We start from the raw sequence: 20400 nt of genomic DNA, 5'->3' as shown, positions 1-20400 counted from the left end.
AGGTTCGGTAAGGTTAGAGACGTGGATCTTTTTGAATCGTCATCAGTAGCGGACCAACAAAGCGTGCATTCCCCGCTTGCAGTGCGTATGCGTCCAAGAAGCATAGCGGAAGTCGTGGGGCAGGAGCACTTACTCGGCGAAGGGCAACCCCTCCGTCGCTTGATTGAGCCTGGCACAACAGGTATGCCGAGTTCGGTTATCCTGTGGGGGCCACCCGGAATTGGAAAAACCACACTGGCCTATCTGGTCGCTCAGTCAAGTAATCGGCATTTTGTAGAAATTTCGGCAGTGTCTGCTGGGGTTTCCCAGGTACGGGCCAATATTGAACAGGCCCGGAATTTGCTGGCAGTGCATGGTGAAGAGACGGTGCTTTTTATCGACGAAGTTCATCGGTTTTCCAAGTCCCAGCAAGATGCATTGCTTCCGGCTGTTGAAAACGGTTGGGTTATTCTAGTTGCTGCGACCACAGAAAATCCTAGTTTTTCGGTCATTGCGCCGCTGTTGTCTCGCTCGCTCCTACTTACTCTACGTCCATTAAGCTCAGACAATATTGCGACTCTATTGGATCGCGCTGTTTGTGATGAGCGTGGATATGGCGGGCATATACTCCTCGATGAAGATGCACGTGATCATATAGTTCGGTTGGCAGGTGCAGATGGTCGCCGTGCATTGACCATATTGGAGGCTGCTGGTTCTGCTGGTAATCGGCATATTACCTTGTCTGATGTGGAACACGCGATTGACGTACACGCAGTGAGATACGGCAAAAATGGAGATCAACACTATGACGTTATCTCCGCATTTATAAAATCCATCCGTGGCTCAGACGTAGACGCCGCAATCCACTATTTAGCGCGAATGCTTGAAGCTGGGGAAGACCCTAGGTTCATCGCGCGCAGAATAATGATTAGCGCGGCTGAGGATATAGGCATGGCAGACCCATCAGCATTACAAACAGCAACTGCAGCAGCGCAGGCGGTAGCTTTGGTCGGCATGCCGGAAGCACGCATTATTCTTGCAGGAGCAGTTGTTCATTTGGCAACTGCTCCTAAATCTAATCGGGCCTATCTCGCAATTAACCAAGCAATCGCTGATGTTCGTGCCGGAAATATTGGACAGGTGCCAGCGCATTTACGCGATCAGAGTGTGACTGCATCTAGAGTGGCTGCAAAGAGCGTCAGCCAGAATACTAATTACATTTATCCCCACGATGATCCAGCTGGTGTGGTCAAGCAAGATTATCTACCAGATGAGCTGGAAGAAAAACAATATTACGTTCCCTCAGGACGCGGTTTCGAGGCTCAAATCACCTCTCGGCTAGCGCGTATTAACAAGATTTTGAGGAGTTGAACGTGCTATCCTTGTCAGGTTGCGTTTCTCGCAACGCCTGGGGTCTTAGCCGTTGCGGTGGCCCCGCTCAGATTAGTCTGAGTGCTAATTTATCGACAGGAGAAAATAATGGCAACTAATCGTGCCCGTAAACTCGTGCGCAAGTCGCGCGCACTAGGTCTCGCTCTTACCCCAAAGGCAGAGCGTTACATGCAGCGTCGTCCCTACCGTCCAGGTGAGCATGGACGTGGCCGAGTTAAGGAATCTGACTACTCGGTTCGTTTGAAGGAAAAGCAGCGCCTGCGTGCACAGTACGGTATTCGTGAGGCACAACTTCGCAAGGTTTGGGACGAAGCTCGTCGTATTGAGGGTATGTCTGGTGAGAACCTAGTTGAGCTACTCGAAATGCGTCTTGATGCGCTTGTTCTACGTGCTGGTTTTGCACGTACCATTGCACAGGCTCGTCAGGTTGTAGTTCACCGTCACATTCTCGTTGACGGCAAGTTGGTTGACCGCCCGTCGTTCCGGGTAAAGCCAGGACAGGTCGTTCAGGTTAAGCCACGTTCGCAGGCATCTGCTCAATTCCTTGCTGCAGCTCAGGGTCAGCATGCTTCAGTGCTCCCAGCTGTTCCAGAGTACATGAAGGTTGAACTTGAAAAGCTTCGCTTTGAATTGATCCGCCGTCCAAAGCGTGCGGAAGTTCCGATCACCTGTGATGTTCAGATGGTCGTCGAATTCTACTCGCGCTGATCGTAAGCATTTTAAAACGCGCCATGGTTCATGCCGTGGCGCGTTTTTATTCCGTGTATACCACCACATCTTAAGATCTGTAACACTAGCCGGATGACCGGTAAACTACTAGCTAGTATCGCCGTAAACCGCGGCATCGTAATTATAAGGAATTGTCATTATGCGCACTGCTGAGATTCGTCAACGTTGGTTGGATTACTTTGCTAAGCATGGCCACCATATCGCTGAGTCAGTTTCACTCATATCTCCAGATCCTTCTATTCTGTTTACTATTGCTGGAATGGTGCCGTTTACTCCTTATATTATCGGTACCGAAAAGTCTCCATATCCTCGTATAGCTTCGGTACAAAAATGTATTCGTACAAACGACATAGATAACGTCGGTCGAACTACTCGTCACGGTACGTTCTTTCAGATGTGTGGCAATTTCTCTTTTGGAGACTACTTCAAAGAGGGTGCGTTGGATCTTGCATTCGGCTTGCTGACGTCGTCGGTTGAAGAAGGCGGGTATGGACTCGACAAAGACCGTCTGTGGGTAACGATTTGGGAAGAAGACGAAGTCTCGTTCGAACATATGACGAAAGTGATCGGCCTCGATCCAGGTCATATTGTCAAACTGACTCGAGAGGAAATTTTCTGGTCTACTGGACAGCCCGGGCCTGCTGGTTCGTGTGCGGAGATCCATTACGATCGTGGTCCGGAGTTCGGTCCTGAAGCCGTCGGCGGAAATGTTGATCCCGGTGGTGATCGTTATCTCGAAATCTGGAACCTTGTTTTCGACCAGTACTTACGAGGTGAGGGCGAAGGAAAGAACTTCCCAATTCTTGGTGAACTAGATCAAACTGCTATTGATACCGGTGCTGGTCTAGAACGTATTGCTTACCTATTGCAAGGTAAAAACAATATGTATGAAACAGATGAAGTTTACCCTGTAATTCAAGCAGTTGAGAGAATTACCGGTAAGACCTATGGGCAGAATGAAGACGATGATATTCTCATGCGTGTGGTCGCTGATCACGTTCGTTCTTCGATGATGCTCATTGCCGATGGCGTGCGTCCTGGTAATGATGGTAGGGGATACGTCCTCCGACGCTTGATTCGACGTGCGGTTCGCTCAGTGCGTCTACTCGGATACAGCGATGTCGCCTACCCTCAGCTACTTCCGGTAACCAAGGATGCGATGAAAGATTCGTATCCGGTGCTGGAAGAAAATTTTGCACAGATCTCGCAGATTGCATATGGAGAAGAACAGGCGTTCCGTCGTACATTGACTGCAGGCACCCAGATTTTTGAGCAGGCTGCTGCGAAAGCTAAAGAGGATGGAGCTCAGCTTCCTGGAGATGCTGCGTTCACTTTGCACGATACCTACGGATTCCCGATTGATCTGACCTTGGAAATGGCTTCAGAAAAAGGAATATCAGTTGACGAAAAGGGCTTCCGCCGTCTAATGCAAGAGCAGAAAGACCGTGCCCGTGCGGATGCACAAGCGAAGAAAACCGGTCATGTGGATGCCACTGTCTATCACGAGATTCAAGCCAATGGTGGGGATACTCGTTTCCTCGGATATACCGATTATTTAGCAGATGGCAAAGTTGTTGGATTGCTACAGGACGGTGTATCCGTTGGAGCAGTCGAGGCTCCAGCTCAGGTTGATATTATTTTGGATCAGACCCCATTTTGGGCTGAGCAAGGTGGCCAATTGGCAGACCACGGTCGTATTACGGTCGCTGGCGGGGGAATAGTTGATGTTACAGATGTTCAGATGCCTATTAAGGGACTCTTCGTTCACCGTGGCACGCTAAGCGAAGGATCCATCGCTCTGGATGACGCAGTATATTCAGCCATTGATGTAGTGCGCAGAGAACAGATTGCGCGTGCACATACTGCTACCCATATGGTGCATAAGGCTTTACACGAATATCTTGGCGAAGACGCTACTCAGGCTGGCTCGGAGAACTCGCCTTCGCGCTTACGTTTTGACTTCCGCCATGGGCAACAGGTTCCGGCTACGATTCTTAGTGACATTGAGTCGCGTGTCAATGAGCGGCTGCAAGAGAATCTTGCAGTCACTGACGAGGTCATGAGTCTCGATGCTGCTCGTGCTTCTGGTGCTATGGCACTCTTTGGTGAAAAATACGGGACTGAAGTTCGTGTTGTCTCTATCGGCGGAGATTGGTCTCGTGAACTGTGTGCAGGCACCCATGTTAAGGCTTCCGGCGCTCTCGGCTTGGTAAGCGTATTGGGTGAATCGTCCATTGGCTCTGGAGTCCGGCGAATTGAAGCTTTGGTAGGGCAGGGGGCTTATGCTGCAGAAGCTCGCGAGCGTGCACTTGTTTCTCAGCTGTCGACCTTGACTCATGTCCGTCCTGAAGAGTTGCCAGAGCATATTGATGCTCTTCTTGGGCGTCTCAAGTCTGCGGATAAGGAGCTCGCGGAGCTGCGTAAAGAGAAGATGCTTTCGCAACTGGCATCTGTTATAGACAAGCGCAAAGAAATCGCTGGAGTGACGGTTATTACCCATAATCTAGGAGACGTTGCTTCTGCTGATGATGTTCGTGTTGCAGTGATGAATCTCCGTGATCGTTTAGGGCAGGTTCCATCTGTGGTCGCACTAACCGGTGTGGCCAAGGGAAGGCCGACAATTGTTATCGCGACAAGTGATGAAGCACGTTCCTTGGGAATTAAGGCAGGTGTTCTTGTTTCTACAGCTGCAAAGATTCTTGGCGGTGGCGGCGGCGGCAAGCCTGATATGGCTCAAGGCGGCGGTACCGATGCTAGCAAGATTGATGCAGCATTCGATGCTATCGTATCTGCGATCCAACAACGCTAGGATGACGAAAGTTTCATCATGCGAGTAGGTGCACGTATTGCAGTCGATGTTGGTGAGGTGCGGGTTGGTGTCGCACGTAGCGACACCTCCGGCATCCTTGCCACACCTGTTGCCACCTATCGGCGCTACAAGGATGATTTCACGTCGGTTATTGCCCTAGTGGCGGAACTTGACGCACTTGAAGTTATAGTCGGTTTACCTTTGAACATGGATGGTTCGGAGGGGAAATCAGCGCGAAATGCACGGCGTTGGGCAAAACAACTAGCTCGCAGGATTGCGCCTGTTCAGGTGTGTTTAGTTGATGAACGGTTGAGTACAGTGACTGCTCATAATCTTCTGCATGAGGCTGGGCGTAAAGAGATTACTCATCGAAGTGTTGTGGATCAGGTCGCAGCGGTTATTATTTTAGAGAGTGCGCTGGCGCAGGAACGCGCAACTGGATTTCCTCCAGGGGAACGTATTGAGATGCAGGAGAGATGAGTGTCTGAAGTTTTCACGACGTTAGATACCGACCGTAAGAAACCGACAAAGACTCGACGTGCTTATCGGCGAAAGAAGCGGATTCGATCGGCGATTGTTCTGTTTGTTACGTGCGTCTTGGTGGTCGCTGCAACCGTTGTAGCTGTTCCCTATGTGAAGAGCTTGATCAATAGTCAGTCTGTGACGGACTATGCCGGGCCCGGTAGTGGCGAAGTTGTTTTAGAAATACCTGAAGGTGCTTCTGGCTCTGTGATGGCAAAAATTTTGCTTGACGCAGATGTTGTAGCTTCGCAGCGGGCATTTGTTGATGCGTTCAACTCAGATCCGCGCTCTGCATCAATCCAGCCTGGTGCGTACAAGCTTAAGATGAAGATGTCTGGACAAGGTGCAGTTTCTGCTTTGCTCGATCCAGCCAGTCGGGCTGAACTAAAAATCACGATCCCGGAAGGCTTTGCTAAGAAACAAGTTATTGAGCGGATCGCCAACACAATGGACAAGCCTATAGAAGATGTTGAAAAGATCGTTGATGATCCTAAGGCTATTGGGCTACCTGATGAAGCTCAAGGGAACGCAGAAGGTTGGTTAGCTCCAGCTACCTACACTGTTCGAACCAATGCTACTGTGCAAGAAGTTGTTTCAGATATGGTTGCTAACCGTATCCATGGTTTAGAGAAGATTGATCTTCCACGAGACCAATGGCAACGTACAATTATTGTGGCATCGATTGTGGAGCGTGAAGTTAATTGGCCAGACTATTACGGCCAAGTCGCGAGAGTTATCGAGAATCGTTTAGTGGATGACAGCCAAGTCAATGGCAAGCTCCAAATGGATTCGACTACGTTGTATGGAGTTGGCAGATTTGGTGGCATTCCTACCGAAGATGAGCTAAAAAATGACAATCCTTATAACACCTACTTGAATGCTGGTTTACCGCCAACACCCATTTCGAATCCGAGCTTGAAGGTTATCGAAGCAACTGCAAATCCGCCAGCGGGTGACTGGTTATTCTTTGTTACGACTAATTTAGACACTGGCGAAACTCTATTTGCCAACAACATTGACGATCATTCGAAGAACGTTGAAGTGTTGCGTAAATGGTATTCGGAGCATCCGCATAGCTAATGACACATGGATTTATTGGCCCGTCCTGGCTATACGATATTTTTAGTAGCCTTGTTTCTGGTAGTCGGCATGTTGATTTTAGTGAGCTTAATGCATGCGCAATAGATCCGAATATTCAGTCTATTTGGGCTCCTACAAGAGTGCTAGGCAATGATAAAGCTGATCTTTTAGACGGTATGGCGAAACTTACGGGTGCTTGTGATCTGTTGGTCCGCCAGCCCACTGGTAGCAGCTCAATGCTTATTGGCTTCTCCGTCGTTTCGCGGGCAGTGTCTTCAGCACTCCGTGGCTTAGCTATTGCTGATGCGGACCGTATTTTAATCCTCGGTGGTGGTTACAATGCAGGGGCAACAATAGCAAGCGCCGTTGAACTAAGCTATGACGAAATTGTTATCGTTAGCGACCCATGTGGTGGGCCTGGCTCTGCTGTTGCGGCTGCACACAATATGGGCGTCGACGTTCAATTTCGGCGTCCAGAACAGGTTCAAATCCGCGATACCGATACTATTGTCGACACAGATTGTGCCGTTGCTGAACGCATCCCTATGCTTCCGGCGTCCGCATCTGTTCTCCGGTTGTACCGACATTCTTTAACTGCACACAACAGCTTGCTATTTCCCCAGTTTTTAGTGGGATATTTGCGAGAAGTGATTCTACTTTCTTCGGGAATCGACCTTCCTTTCCACATAATCCAAGAGACTGTGGATAACAAAATAGGGTGATTTTTCTTTCGTCTTAATATGTGTCCTGTGGACAAGAAGATGATCCAGTTTTCGAATTATGCTGGAATGTTTAGCGCTTGTGTGAGTATTGGTCTCGCTATTCTCAGCGATGGTTACTCAATATCTGCACTAGCAATTGGCGTGTTTTACGGTTTGCTTTTCGCAAATGCCGTCGTCGATGCGTATACCCATACCCTTATTGTTTGGGTTACCAACGCCGCGCTAGTAGCTGCGATAGCTTATGGGCTATGTATTTATGGTCTCGACTGGTCATGGTGGCAACAGGTTGCACAATCTTTGATACTAGTATGCGTTCCGCTAGGGCTTGCATCCGTGATTTCAGGTGGACGATATGTGGGGAGAGGCGATGTGCGGCTTTTGGTTGCTATGTGCTTCTTTCACGGACGTGAGGCGGTAGCGTGTTTCGTTGTAGCTACTATATGTGCCGGGGCTATCAGCCTGGTTGGACTGGTGTTTCGTAGACTGCATTTTGACTCATCAGTGCCCTTCGGACCGTTTCTTGTAGGTGCTTCATGGAGCGTCTGGGCAAGCATGAGTTCATTATCTTTGGCACAATCGGTTATATGATGCGTTGGAGTACAGCAGGTGAGTCACATGGTTGCCGCCTCGTCGCAATTATAGAAGGCATGCCCGCGGGGATTGAGATTTCTACCGTTGGGCTAGCAGCGGAGTTGCGACGACGGCGGACTGGATATGGTCGAGGTGCGCGACAAAAATTTGAGCAAGATTCCTGCCGAATAATTTCGGGAGTTCGGCATGGGAAAACTCTCGGGAGTCCGATTGCTATTGAAATAGATAATAGTGAGTGGCCGCGTTGGGAAACTGTTATGAGTCCCGACGTCGTAGACCCGGCCGAGTTGCGAAAGTATTCTGGTAGTGGAGACTCTCACGAACTAGCAAGGAATAAAAAGCTAACTCGTCCGCGGCCCGGTCACGCTGATTATGCTGGGGCAATAAAGTTCCGCTTTGACGATTTACGAAATGTGTTAGAACGCGCGTCCGCTCGTGAAACTGCTGCCCGGGTTGCACTCGGCTATGTTGCGAAAGAATTTCTGCGACAAGTAGCTGGTATTGTGATTGCTGGGCGTGTGGTGGCTTTAGGGACTGCTACCGCGGTAAACAAGACGATTACTCTAGCTGACATCCAGACTATCGAGGCTTCGCCAGTGCGAGCTTCGGATCCGCATTCCGAGCGGCTTTTTATGGAACAGATAGACTACGCTCGAAAAACAGGGGACACTATTGGTGGCATAGCCGAAGCAATTGCTTGGAACGTGCCGCCAGCTCTTGGCACATACACTGTGTGGAGTGAACGGCTTGACGGCCAAATAGCACAAGCGATGATGTCTATACCTGCAGTTAAAGGTGTTGAAATAGGGGATGGATTTGCCAATGCTATAAGGGGAGGTTCTATCGCTCATGACGAACTCGCACTAGAACATGGGATGATTACTCGTGAATCGAACCATGCCGGGGGAATAGAAGGCGGGATGACTAACGGGGAACCAGTTGTTGTTCGTATTGCTGTTAAACCTATCCCGACCGTCCCACACGCCCTAAAAACCGTTGACCTTGCAACGGGAGAGCCAGTAGCGGCTAACCACCAGCGCTCCGACACTAGCGCAGTTGTACCTGCAACAGTTATCGCAGAGTCTATGTTGGCATTAACACTGGCATCGGCAGTGTTAGAGCGAGCGTCAGGTAACCATCTACAAGACATCCAGATACATCTGGAAAATTTGGCTGACCAGCATGGGGCTTTTTTTGAAAACGAGTTGGGGTTATGAGTCTGCGCGCTGTTATCGTGGGCATGCCAGGTGCCGGAAAGACTACCGTTGGTCGAATTGTTGCCAACCGTTTGCACGAAGAGTTCACCGATTCCGACCGTTTGATAAGTCAACGCGCAGGCATGTCGATTTCTGATATTTTTGCAACTTTTGGAGCAGACCATTTTCGTCAGCTTGAGCACGAGGTTATTAAAGAGGCTTGTGAGCTACGCACTGGAATCCTGTCTATCGGCGGTGGCGCTCTGCTGAATTCTCAGACGCGACGGATATTAACTCGGGAGCGTGTTTTTTATATCGATGTAGCGGACGAAGTCCTTGTTTCGCGACTGCGTCGTTCCCGCACAGTCCGGCCAGTTCTCGGTGATGATATCGCAGCCTCAGTTGCACGCCTGCGTCAAGAACGTAGTGAATTTTACTATGAGGTTGCGTCAGATATCGTGATGTCAGATGAACGTGGGCTGAATGTTGTGGTAGGAAACGTATTAGATAAACTCGGACAATCACAAACACAGATAACAGTTGATGGACCAAACCCTTACGATGTCGTTGTTGGGACTGACCTAGTGCCACGGATAGTCCGCGCGTTGCGTCCAGCAAGTAAAGTCATGCTCATCCATAGTCCTCATCTGACTAGCTATGTTGGCCGGATTGATGAACAGATCACGTTAGCTGGTTTGCATTCTGTCGCCGTTGAAGTCCCTGATGGTGAAAAAGCAAAATCATCGGACACAATCGAACAATTATGGGATATCGCAGGCCAAGCACATCTTGGCAGAGATGCCGTGGTGCTGGCAGTTGGCGGTGGGGCAACAACCGACGTTGCTGGTTTTTTCGCTTCCACCTGGATGCGCGGTATTCGGTTGGTTTCCGTACCGACGACGATTTTGGGAATGGTAGATGCTGCGGTCGGGGGAAAGACAGCTATCAATACGGCTCAAGGAAAGAATCTCGTTGGTACATTCTGGCCGCCGTCGTATGTATTCTGCGATCTCGATGTACTTGGAACATTGCCGGAAGAACAACGTCAGAGTGGGTTAGCTGAAGTCGCCAAGTGTGGTTTTATTGCCGACCAGAATATCTCTACAATGCTGGCCCAGCCTAGCTATGATCTTCACGAACTCATTGCGCGAGCTATTCGAGTGAAGGCCGATGTGGTAAGTCAGGATTTACGTGAATCAAGTTTGCGTCAGGTACTCAATTATGGGCATACTTTGGGGCACGCGATTGAGCTGGTAGAAAACTATTCTTGGAAACATGGTCAAGCCGTAGCGGTAGGTTGTATTTTCGCGGCTTCGCTGGCCGTTAGTGCTGGTTACGCAACGCCAGATTTCGTGACAGAGCACAGGTGCATCTTAGAGCAGTTAGGATTGCCGACGACGTACCCCGCTGATAAGCGAGAACAGATCGAGCGCGCAATGCGCAGTGACAAAAAAGTTAGAGACGGACAGTTGCGCTTCGTCGTCGTCGATACGGAACGAAATATGCATATTATTCGTGAGCCTTCCCAAGAAATGCTAGATTCTGCATGGGAGAGTATCCGACCATGACCGCTATTGTGATTATTGGCCCTGACGGTGCCGGGAAAACGACACTCTTAGCTGGTCTGGAAACCCATGGTTACACAGTGGCTGATGCTGATACGATTGTGGCTGAGCAACTTGGCGTGTCAAACGAAGATCTTTTTACTGAGATTCCGTGCTCACAGAGACACGTTCTCGTTGGCGACCTTGTACGGGACTTATTCACCGATATTGCAGCAGAACCAGAAACAGACTTTGCGGTAGCCCTCCCGGCTGATTTTTTCGAGCATGAATATTTATCATCGATGGTGTTTGATGTTAAACGTGAAGAACGTGTTTTTGTTTTGAGTTTAGAGTGTTCTGTTGCAGAACTGGTCAAACGATTAGGACTATTCGGGCCACGAGCAACGAACATCGTGTTACCTCGGAAAGAACTGAGAATGTGGCTCAATGAGCGAATGCCGCAGTACCAGAAATACGCCGATTGGACGCTAGACACTACAGGTTATACTCTTGCAGAGATGGTAGATGCGGTGCCTAAACACGTAATTATGCTCATAAATAGCGCATCTTCACCAAGTTAGCCAAGAAAAACAGTTAAAATCCAAAAGGAATCATTGACGCTACAGATTGGAAAAACGTGGCAACCACAAACGATCTCAAAAATGGTATGGTGCTTAAAATCGACAACCAGCTTTGGCAAGTTGTTGAGTTTCAGCATGTGAAGCCGGGTAAGGGCCCAGCATTCGTTCGTACGAAGCTGAAGAATGTGCTTTCCGGTAAGAATGTTGATAAGACATTCAACGCTGGCGTGAAAGTCGAGACAGCTACCGTAGACCGTCGCGATATGCAGTACCTATACAACGATGGTAGCGACTTCATTTTTATGGATCTCGATACCTACGAGCAACTCCCCGTAAGCGCTGAAGTCGTTGGTGACGCGAAGAACTACATGCTCGAGAACTCCAACGCCATCGTTGCTATGCACGAAGGTGCTGTACTGTTCATCGAATTGCCAGCTTCCGTTGTTCTAGAGGTAACTTACACGGAGCCAGGTTTGCAGGGCGACCGTTCTAATTCCGGCACCAAGCCAGCAACAGTAGAAACCGGTTACGAACTACAGGTTCCTCTCTTCCTAGAGCAGGGAACCAAAATCAAGGTTGACACCCGTACCGGCGAGTACATTAATCGCGCCTGATGACTGCTGAAGAACGTTCTCATGACCGGCGGAATAAACGTCGGAAAGGTCGCTCATTGCAGCGGCAACGTGCGCTTGATGTTCTTTATGAAGCTGATGTGCGGGACGCTGGTGAAGATTTAGCTACTTTGTTAGCTGAGCGTAGCCAGATTTCTGCTTCGCAACAACCGATTCAAGAATATGGGCAACTCATTGTGTCCACCTATGTTGAGTGGGCAGATGATGTCGATTCAATGATTGAGGCTGCTTCGCCGCAATGGTCGCTTTCTCGTATGAGCATCGTAGATCGTAATCTTTTACGAATTGGTGCGACTGAGATAATGTACCTGGATGTGCCAGTAGCAATCGTTGTTAAGGAAATTACGTCACTTGTGCGCGATTTCTCCACAGATAAAGCAGTAGGTTTCACGATGGGAGTACTTAACCGAATCGCAGAGATTCGTGCTGAGGAAACATCGGGGCGGTAAACGTCTTTTGTACGTAAAGTGAGCCAAGAACAAATCTGTTCTTGGCTCACTTTTCATTGCGGCTAGTCGATAGGTAACCAATCACACCACTTAGCCACGCATTGGTGTCGTAATCAGATTCTGGCACGATAATAGCTATGACTGATTTTCACGGTAAAGCATTTGTCGTTTGTGGGCCTACTGCGGTGGGTAAAGGTACTGTCCTTAAAGAAGTTTTGGCAAAAGATCCTAGCCTTTGGTATTCCGTATCTGCTACAACACGGGCTCCTCGTCCCGGCGAAATCGATGGAACTCACTATTATTTCGTGACGCCAGAAGAGTTTGATGAGTTGGTAGCTAATGACGGCATGCTGGAGTGGGCCATAGTGCATAAAGTTCACCGGTATGGAACTCCCAGAAAGCCGGTAGAAGAAGCAATGGCCAGAGGGCAACATGTCATTCTCGAACTCGATTTGGATGGCGCTCGGCAAGTGCGCAAAGCGATGCCAGAAGCTCAGCAAATATTTATCGCACCACCATCATGGGAAGAACTTGAACAACGCCTTAAAGGGCGTGGCACGGAAGGCGAGGAAGAACAGGAACGACGCCTGGCTACTGCTCGTACTGAGTTAGCCGCCCAAGATGAATTCGACTACGTTATTATTAACGATACAGTGGCTAATGCCACCGAAGCGCTACTGCAAATTTTGTTGCAATCCGCGGTAAAATAAGAACCTGTATAAGAACCCGGCTGATCCAACCATAGAAGAGGTATATATGTCTGGAACCACCGCCAACCCAGAGGGCATCACGTCCCCGGCAATCGACAACTTGTTAGAAAAGGTTGATTCGAAGTACACGTTGGCTGTTTTTGGAGCCGCTCGGGCACGCCAAATCAACTCCTACCGTCAAGAACTCAAGTCTGGTGATGGCAACATCACGAGCATTGGTCCGCTTGTCTCTGCTTCACCCGAAGACAAGCCGTTATCGGTGGCGCTCCAAGAAGTTGCTGACGATAAGCTTAAGTTCACCCGAGAGTAATGATGGGCGGTAACGTCAATCTACGAGCCTCCCAATTGGGAGGCTTGTCTCATACGCCTCGAATATTATTTGGCGTTACGGGAGGCATCGCTGCTTACAAAGCAGTAACTGCTGTTCGTAGGTTGCGGCAGTGGGGTGCGGACGTCGTCGTCGTTCCTACTCCCGCTGCACTGGAGATGGTCGGTATAACAACTTGGGAAGCAATCTCCGGAAATCCCGTACATGTGCACGTATCGGAAGATGCTCATGCAGTGGTACATGTTAATACTGGTGCACGTGCTGACCTTTTCGTGGTGGCTCCAGCAACGGCAAACACAATTGCTAAATTCGCCCACGGTATTGCCGATAACTTGTTAACGGCTTCAGCACTTGTCGCAACATGCCCGCGATTAATTGCGCCAGCAATGCATACCCAAATGTGGGAACATCCAGCAACACAAGCAAACGTTGAACTCTTGCGTCAGCAAGGATGGGAATTGATTGGTCCAGAAGCCGGACAGCTCACCGGTAAAGATACTGGTGTCGGGCGTATGAGCGAGCCGGAAACAATTGCGGAACGCGCGATCGCGCTATTGCAAGACCGTAGTTTCGACGCAGAACGGGGCAATACAGATGCCGATGGGACATGGGTTATTTCTGCTGGCGGGACCCGGGAAGCTATAGATCCAGTGCGCTATATTGCGAACAATTCTTCGGGGATTATGGGGGTCGAACTCGCTAATGCGGCTTATCGCAATGGACACCGCGTCATCCTCGTGGGCGCCAATTTAGCTACCGATGTCCGTGCACGGTGTCAACCAGGAATTGAGATTGTCTCCGCGGTAAGTGCACATGACGTTCAAGTTGAAATGCAACGGTTATCTCCAACAGCCGATGTCATGATCATGGCCGCTGCGATTGGCGATTTTCATGTCGTGCAGTCCCAAACGAAGATCAAGCGTAGTGAAAATTTCCAGCTCGAATTAAAAGCTAATCCTGATATTTTGCGTGAGCTTGCGGCACATCGCCAGAAATCTGGGCAATACATTGTTGGTTTCGCTGCTGAGACAGGTGACGAAAATCAGACATATATCGAGTACGGTATTGCCAAAGCCCGCAGAAAGGGTGCCGATTTACTCGTCATCAATCAAGTCGGTGAAGACATCGGTTTTGGTGATGTACATACACGGGTTTCAGTCGTAACCGGCCAAGGAAAACTGGTAGACACTCATCAGGGGAATAAACCAACGGTTGCTCAAGCCATTGTGTCTACGATAGAAAACCAGATAACGAAATAGCTTGTTGACATCGCAACCGGACGGTTTGCGCAATACTATAAGGAAGAAAGAACACTCGAATGACGCTACAGCCTTTTACTTCGGAATCGGTGACCGAAGGTCATCCAGACAAAGTATGCGACAAAATCGCTGATTCAATCCTTGACGCCCTGTTGGCTCAGGACCCTCAATCGCGAGTAGCTGTTGAGACTATGGTGACGACGGGACTTGTTCACGTGGCAGGTGAAGTGACCACTGAAGGCTATGTTGAAATTCTGGATATTGCGCGCGCCGCGATTAAAGATATCGGCTACACTTCGTCGCAAATTGGTTTTGACGGTGCCTCGTGCGGTATTTCTGTCTCAATTGATCAGCAGTCGCCGGACATCGCTGGATCAGTGGATACCTCACTCGAAGTTCGTTCCGGCGAGGAAACCGACGAACTTGATCGGCAGGGTGCGGGAGACCAAGGCCTCATGTTTGGTTACGCATCCAATGAGACGGCGACCTTAATGCCACTACCAATTTTCTTGGCGCATCGGTTATCTGAGCGACTCACTTTTGTTCGTAAACAAGGCATCGTCGCTGGGTTACGCCCGGATGGTAAAACTCAGGTCACTGTTAATTATGATGGTGTAGTCCCAGTAAGTATCGATACGATTGTTGTGTCGACTCAGCATGACCCGGATATTACGTTGCGTGACATCCAAGAGGCGGTCATTGAACATGTTATTCGTCCAGTTTTGGCTGAGCATGCTGGACATGTATCCTACGAGAATGTTCAGTTCTTGGTCAATCCTTCGGGCCGGTTTGAAATTGGTGGTCCGATGGGAGACGCTGGTGTTACCGGGCGCAAGATTATCGTCGATACATATGGTGGTATGGCGCGGCACGGTGGCGGTGCTTTCTCTGGTAAAGACCCATCGAAAGTTGATCGATCTGCATCGTATGCTGCCCGTTGGGTAGCGAAGAATGTTGTTGCTGCGGGTCTTGCTGACCGGTGTGAGGTTCAGGTTGCCTATGCGATCGGAAAAGCTCGCCCAGTCTCTATTCGGGTAGAAACATTTGGAACAAATAAGGTCGCTGAGAACGTTATCTCTGCTGCAGTAAAGAGCGTGTTCGATCTGCGCCCAGCTGCCATTATCAAAGACCTTGACCTCCTGCGTCCGATATATGCGCTCACCTCAAACTATGGCCATTTTGGTCGCGAATTGCCCGAGTTTACGTGGGAAAAGACTGATCGCGTTGAGCAGTTACGGGCGGCTGCTGGACTGCTGTAATGAGATGTTTTGTTGATGCACCTAGCCTTCGCTAGGTGCATCAATCTGTTTACATCATGATGGTGGAGGCATATGATTGACTATTAATTATGAGCGACTTGTTTTCTTTACCTGAGTATTCACAGCAAAATGAATTGTTGCACCTAGAACGTCATTCGGTAACGATTACTTCTGGCGTTCCGAAACCTGTTGCGCGCGTTGTTGTGGATTCACCGCATGTTCATGGTGACTCGTTGTTCGATTATGAGATTCCGGAAAAGTTTGCTGATGTCGCGGTTGGTAGTCGAGTCATGGTTGATTTTGGATCTGGCCGGGTACAAGGATTTATTGTTGATCGTACAGATAGTACAGAATATGTTTCGACTCTCCGGCCGTTGCGTCGGGTGGTTTCTCCGCATCCAGTGCTTGACCCAATGGTCTATAAGTTGGCGCAGTTAGTGTCTCGGCGTCAAGCATCGTCAGTGTCAAGCTGTTTACGGCTCGCTATTCCACAGCGCCATGCACGAGCCGAGAAGAATTTTTTAGAAACTGAGTATGTCCAGTCAACAGCTGTAAACAACGAGCAGACCTATCCGTGGGACGCCTATACCGGTGGCCTAGATTTTTTGGAAAATTTGCGCTCTGCACACTCGTCTCAAGCTGTTATTTATATGCGAAGTATTGATCGCGTACTTGATACTATTGAGCAACCCTTGCGGACGGTGCTTAGCCAGGGACAAGGAGCAATTTTTGTTGTTCCGACTGCTCAACAAGCAAAAACGTATGCATCAGCGCTAGCGCGTTCACTAGGTATTCGTGTCGCGACCGTACTTTCGGAGCAGAATCCTGAAGAACGTTATCGCCAGTTTTTAGAGATCAAATCTGGTGTGACGAAGCTCGTCATTGGGACCCGTAGCGCGGCCTGGATGCCAGTTCAAAATCTTGGTTTGGTTGCTCTTTTAGATGATCATCATCGTGCACATATCGAGCCCCATAGCCCGTATATTCATACTCGCGATTTACTCGCGTTACGTAGCTCAGTAGCAGATTGTAGTTTCCTCGCTTTGAATTATGGGCCATCAGTTGAATTAGCGTATATGACGACGACGCACATGCAGGCGATTGTTCCGCAGGCGAGGCGTGACCGCAGTGCGGGACCTCAGGTACTGCCTGCATCTTCGTTAGCCTATGAAGGTGAGCACTGGTCGCGGATGCCGTCGTCGGTTTTCACTGTTGCACGTGCTGGGCTGGAACGCGGAGATGTAGCTATTATTGTTCCGCGCACTGGCTATATTCCCATCATCGCATGTGCGCGATGTCGGGAACTCGCTACGTGTCATGTCTGTGACGGAACGTTGACGATTTCTGGTCCAGATCAGCCACCGCGCTGTTCTCGCTGCGGTACTCTTATTGCTGATTTCACTTGCCGCCACTGTCACAGTCATCGTCTTAAGCCAGCTCGTATTGGTTCGCATCGCACGGCGCACGAAATTGGTCGCGCTTTTCGTGATACTCCAATTCATGTCGCTGGTGTAGGCGAGTCATTTTCGCCGTCCAGCGCGGAACACCGAATCGTCATTTCGACCCCAGGACAGATTCCGAAACCAGAACATGGATATGCGGCTGGAATTGTATTAGATGCGGGATTCATGTTGCGCTCTGAAAGCTTGGATGCTGAGGTCCATTTCCTGCGCAAACTTGCACATATTTCGACGACGATTCAGCCGTCCGTTGCTGGTGGCCAGTTGCTCGTCGTTGGCGATGTTCCTGCTTCACTGCTACTTACGGTAAAGAATTGGGATATGCATGGGTGGGGAACACGTGCCTTGCGGGAACGCGAAGAATTATCGTTACCGCCGGCATATGTCTGGGCTCAGGTGACGGGATCAATTGATGCATTGCGTCATTTTTTGGCGATTGTACAGGCGTTAGCTGGGGACGCTGGATTAGCCAGCCAACAACAGTCGCTTGCCGTATTATTAGGAACAGGTGCTGAGGAGCTTATCCCTGGAATGCGAATTGTTGGGCCTTATCCAGGCGAACAAGATGGAGATAGGCAGTTGTATCTGTCATTTCCCGAGCATGATAGATCAGTTATTACAGAGATACTGTCTCGCGCTTATCGAAACGTATCACTGAATAAACTCGGCCGAATCATTATCAAGATGGACACATCAGTGTGAACCATTGAGGTTACTTACTAAAGAAAGATAAAATAGCGACGTGCGTATTATTTTTGCTGGAACTCCTGCTACTGCCTTACCGTCTTTGCATCGGCTTATGGAAGATCATGAGGTTGTTGCTGTGCTCACTCGGGCCCCGGCTCCAGTGGGGCGGAAGAAAATTTTAACCCAATCACCAGTCCATCAGGTTGCCGAGCAACTCGGCATTCCGGTTTTGACACCGAGATCGTTACGCGGTGACGATATTGAAGAACAACTCACGGCACTTGCTCCGGAAGCGATCGCCGTCGTTGCCTACGGATTGTTGATTCCGCAAAATCTGCTTCAACTGCCAACCCATGGCTGGATAAATTTGCATTATTCTTTATTGCCACGTTGGCGTGGGGCAGCACCGGTTCAGTATGCGATAGCAGCGGGCGATACCGTTACTGGCACATCAGTATTCCAGATTGAGGCTGGTCTTGATACTGGTCCAATTTATGACGTTGAAGAACACGAAATCGGTAATCATACCGCCGGCGAACTGTTGGATATTCTTTCGGATTCCGGTGCTCATCAGCTTGCGCGGGTATTCCAATCCTTAGAGTCTGGCACAGCACAATCGCACGTGCAGCAAGGCGATGTTACCTTAGCGCCACAGTTATCGACGAAACATTCGCGGGTCGACTTCACCATGCCGGCCCACGTGATTGATTCTCGTATTCGTGGCTATACTCCTGAGCCTGGTCCGTGGACTCGCTATAACGGTCAACGAATTAAGCTTGGTCAGGTTCGAATAACGTCAGTGGACGGAATAGAACCTGGCAAGATCGTCATTGGCAAGCAGATACTTGTTGGAACATCAACAACTGCGATCGAGCTCACCACAGTTACTCCAGCAGGGAAGAAGACCATGCTGGCAACAGCCTGGGCTCGTGGCTTAAATGATGACGATCCAGCTTTTGAAACGGGAGATGATCACGAGTGAACTCGCACCGCCCAACAAATTGGAAACCCGGACGTGGTAAATCTGATCGTGCCCGGCTCGTCGTTTTTGATGTGCTCATGGCAGTTGAAGAAGAAGAGGCATACGCTAATCTAGTTTTGCCTCGTGAAATTCGTCGTGCTCATCTGAACAAGCAGGATGCAGCTTATGCGACTAATCTCTGCTACGGCACTTTGCGTCTGCAAGGACGATGGGATGCCATACTTTCCCATTGCATTAGTGATCGTTCGATTGCGGATCTTGATAGTGCAGTTCGTGTGTTGCTTCGCATGGGGGCCCACCAGTTGCTGGATTTTAGTACCCCGGCGCATGCCGCAATTAACGAAACAGTTGTGATTGCTCGCAATGAGTTGTCGCAGGGCGTTGCTGGTTTTGTTAACGCTGTTCTACGACGAGTAAGCGAACGCTCGCTAGCTCAGTGGAAAGAGCAGCTCAAGGCGGATGCTGGAGGCAAAGTTAATACAGTTGCTTTCTTGTCTACATGGTATTCGCATCCGCAGTGGATCGTGCGTGCTCTCGATAAAGCCTTGCGCCATCACGGTAGAGCGCATAAGGACATTCTGCGGGTTCTCGAAGCTGATAACACCCCAGCGGCTGTGACCCTTGCTGCTCGCGGTATCAGCGTAGAAGACCTGCGTGAAGACATTTCTCGTGGCCACATGGGGTCTGCTGAAGGCCAGTTGGTCGACTCCTCTGTCGTTTTGCATGGCGGCGATCCTTACCGGGTATTTGCGGTTAAGGATCGACTTGCGGGGGTGCAAGATGAAGGCTCGCAGCTTGTTGCTCGTGCGCTAGCTGGTGCCCCTATTGAGACAGAAGACGATATCTGGCTTGATATGTGTGCTGGTCCAGGCGGTAAAACTGCGACGTTAGCTGCGTTGGCAGTGGACCGCGGTAGCCAGATCCATGCCAATGAGCTTCATCCGCATCGGCTAGTGCTTGTGCTTGATTCGATTCAGCCATGGGACGATATTGTCTCTGTTCGCCAGGGAGATGGGCGAGATTTCGGTTCGCCGGAACACACGGATCTAGTGCCGACCAACGGTTATGCTCGTATCCTGATCGATGTGCCGTGTACCGGTATTGGTGCGTTACGACGTCGTCCTGAAGCTCGTTGGCGTAAACAAGCCGGAGATGCTCTGGATCTGGCAGTCATTCAAGCTGAACTACTGGAAGCTGGATGGAAAGCATTACGGTCTGGCGGAGTACTCGGCTACTCAACCTGCTCGCCGTATTTGACTGAAACATCAGCAATAGTTGAGGAATTTATGGCAAACCATCCGGACGCGGTCAAACTAGATACACCAGCGATCGCATCTGGGGAGTCGCTGGTTGAACTATCTGGCAGTAACGGGGAACTTCAACTCTGGCCGGATATTCATAACTCGGATGCAATGTTCCTTAGCCTTATTGCAAAACAACCCTATTCGTCATAATCCGCTTAGACCTGCTCACCGAATAATGGAGATAT

At 49.7% G+C, this 20400-nt stretch carries 19 protein-coding genes; all 19 read left to right on the top strand.

Annotated features, from left to right (window positions below; genetic code table 11):
• The first annotated feature begins 21 nt into the window (after positions 1-21).
• The 19 genes from KSO86_RS07375 (at position 22) to KSO86_RS08715 (ending at position 20365) form a co-directional block, all read left to right on the top strand.
• Positions 22-1350 (top strand): replication-associated recombination protein A, encoded by a 1329-nt coding sequence (locus KSO86_RS07375; protein WP_366504507.1) that lies wholly within the window; start codon positions 22-24, stop codon positions 1348-1350.
• 108 nt (positions 1351-1458) lie between these two features.
• Positions 1459-2079, top strand: a complete 621-nt coding sequence (rpsD, locus tag KSO86_RS07370) for a 30S ribosomal protein S4 (RefSeq protein ID WP_091281526.1) — start codon at positions 1459-1461, stop codon at positions 2077-2079.
• A 160-nt stretch (positions 2080-2239) separates the two neighbouring features.
• A complete protein-coding gene (gene alaS, locus KSO86_RS07365; protein WP_216379296.1) occupies positions 2240-4909 on the top strand; it encodes an alanine--tRNA ligase in 2670 nt (889 codons plus the stop codon).
• 18 nt (positions 4910-4927) lie between these two features.
• Positions 4928-5389 (top strand): Holliday junction resolvase RuvX, encoded by a 462-nt coding sequence (gene ruvX / locus KSO86_RS07360; protein WP_216379297.1) that lies wholly within the window; start codon positions 4928-4930, stop codon positions 5387-5389.
• The gene (gene mltG, locus KSO86_RS07355) at positions 5390-6511 is read left to right on the top strand and encodes an endolytic transglycosylase MltG (protein WP_216379298.1); all 1122 of its coding nucleotides are present in this window, start codon (positions 5390-5392) and stop codon (positions 6509-6511) included.
• Entirely contained in the window at positions 6511-7233 is a 723-nt protein-coding gene (locus tag KSO86_RS07350) for a hypothetical protein (protein ID WP_216379299.1), read from the top strand. The genes mltG and KSO86_RS07350 overlap by 1 nt, the downstream gene beginning before the upstream one ends.
• Positions 7234-7260: 27 nt before the next feature.
• Positions 7261-7821, top strand: a complete 561-nt coding sequence (locus tag KSO86_RS07345; RefSeq protein WP_216379300.1) for a prepilin peptidase — start codon at positions 7261-7263, stop codon at positions 7819-7821.
• Positions 7818-9041 carry a chorismate synthase gene (aroC, locus tag KSO86_RS07340; RefSeq protein WP_216379385.1) on the top strand — a complete coding sequence of 408 codons (1224 nt, stop codon included), beginning with the start codon at positions 7818-7820 and terminating at the stop codon, positions 9039-9041. The genes KSO86_RS07345 and aroC overlap by 4 nt, the downstream gene beginning before the upstream one ends.
• Positions 9038-10588 carry a 3-dehydroquinate synthase gene (aroB, locus tag KSO86_RS07335; RefSeq protein ID WP_216379301.1) on the top strand — a complete coding sequence of 517 codons (1551 nt, stop codon included), beginning with the start codon at positions 9038-9040 and terminating at the stop codon, positions 10586-10588. Before aroC ends, aroB begins: the two co-directional genes overlap by 4 nt.
• Positions 10585-11145, top strand: coding sequence for a nucleoside/nucleotide kinase family protein (locus KSO86_RS07330; protein WP_216379302.1), 561 nt, complete (start codon positions 10585-10587; stop codon positions 11143-11145). The genes aroB and KSO86_RS07330 overlap by 4 nt, the downstream gene beginning before the upstream one ends.
• 56 nt (positions 11146-11201) lie before the next feature.
• Positions 11202-11759, top strand: coding sequence for an elongation factor P (gene efp, locus KSO86_RS07325; protein WP_091281509.1), 558 nt, complete (start codon positions 11202-11204; stop codon positions 11757-11759).
• Positions 11759-12226, top strand: coding sequence for a transcription antitermination factor NusB (nusB, locus tag KSO86_RS07320; RefSeq protein WP_216379303.1), 468 nt, complete (start codon positions 11759-11761; stop codon positions 12224-12226). Before efp ends, nusB begins: the two co-directional genes overlap by 1 nt.
• A gap of 137 nt (positions 12227-12363) precedes the next feature.
• Positions 12364-12936 (top strand): guanylate kinase, encoded by a 573-nt coding sequence (gmk, locus tag KSO86_RS07315; RefSeq protein WP_216379304.1) that lies wholly within the window; start codon positions 12364-12366, stop codon positions 12934-12936.
• 46 nt (positions 12937-12982) lie between these two features.
• The gene (rpoZ, locus tag KSO86_RS07310; protein ID WP_091281503.1) at positions 12983-13246 is read left to right on the top strand and encodes a DNA-directed RNA polymerase subunit omega; all 264 of its coding nucleotides are present in this window, start codon (positions 12983-12985) and stop codon (positions 13244-13246) included.
• The gene (gene coaBC, locus KSO86_RS07305; RefSeq protein ID WP_253280629.1) at positions 13246-14523 is read left to right on the top strand and encodes a bifunctional phosphopantothenoylcysteine decarboxylase/phosphopantothenate--cysteine ligase CoaBC; all 1278 of its coding nucleotides are present in this window, start codon (positions 13246-13248) and stop codon (positions 14521-14523) included. Before rpoZ ends, coaBC begins: the two co-directional genes overlap by 1 nt.
• 59 nt (positions 14524-14582) lie before the next feature.
• Positions 14583-15782: a methionine adenosyltransferase gene (gene metK, locus KSO86_RS07300; protein WP_216379305.1), complete on the top strand. Its 1200-nt coding sequence runs from the start codon at positions 14583-14585 to the stop codon at positions 15780-15782.
• An 89-nt stretch (positions 15783-15871) separates the two neighbouring features.
• On the top strand, positions 15872-17944 hold the full coding sequence (locus tag KSO86_RS07295) for a primosomal protein N' family DNA-binding protein (RefSeq protein WP_216379306.1): 2073 nt from the start codon (positions 15872-15874) through the stop codon (positions 17942-17944).
• A gap of 40 nt (positions 17945-17984) precedes the next feature.
• Positions 17985-18911 (top strand): methionyl-tRNA formyltransferase, encoded by a 927-nt coding sequence (gene fmt, locus KSO86_RS07290; protein ID WP_216379307.1) that lies wholly within the window; start codon positions 17985-17987, stop codon positions 18909-18911.
• Positions 18908-20365: a transcription antitermination factor NusB gene (locus KSO86_RS08715; protein WP_216379308.1), complete on the top strand. Its 1458-nt coding sequence runs from the start codon at positions 18908-18910 to the stop codon at positions 20363-20365. The genes fmt and KSO86_RS08715 overlap by 4 nt, the downstream gene beginning before the upstream one ends.
• Positions 20366-20400: the final 35 nt, after the last annotated feature.

This window comes from Arcanobacterium phocae (assembly GCF_018913465.1).
Taxonomy (GTDB): Bacteria; Actinomycetota; Actinomycetes; order Actinomycetales; family Actinomycetaceae; genus Arcanobacterium; species Arcanobacterium phocae_A.
This window is presented reverse-complemented; position numbering and strand designations above follow the sequence as displayed.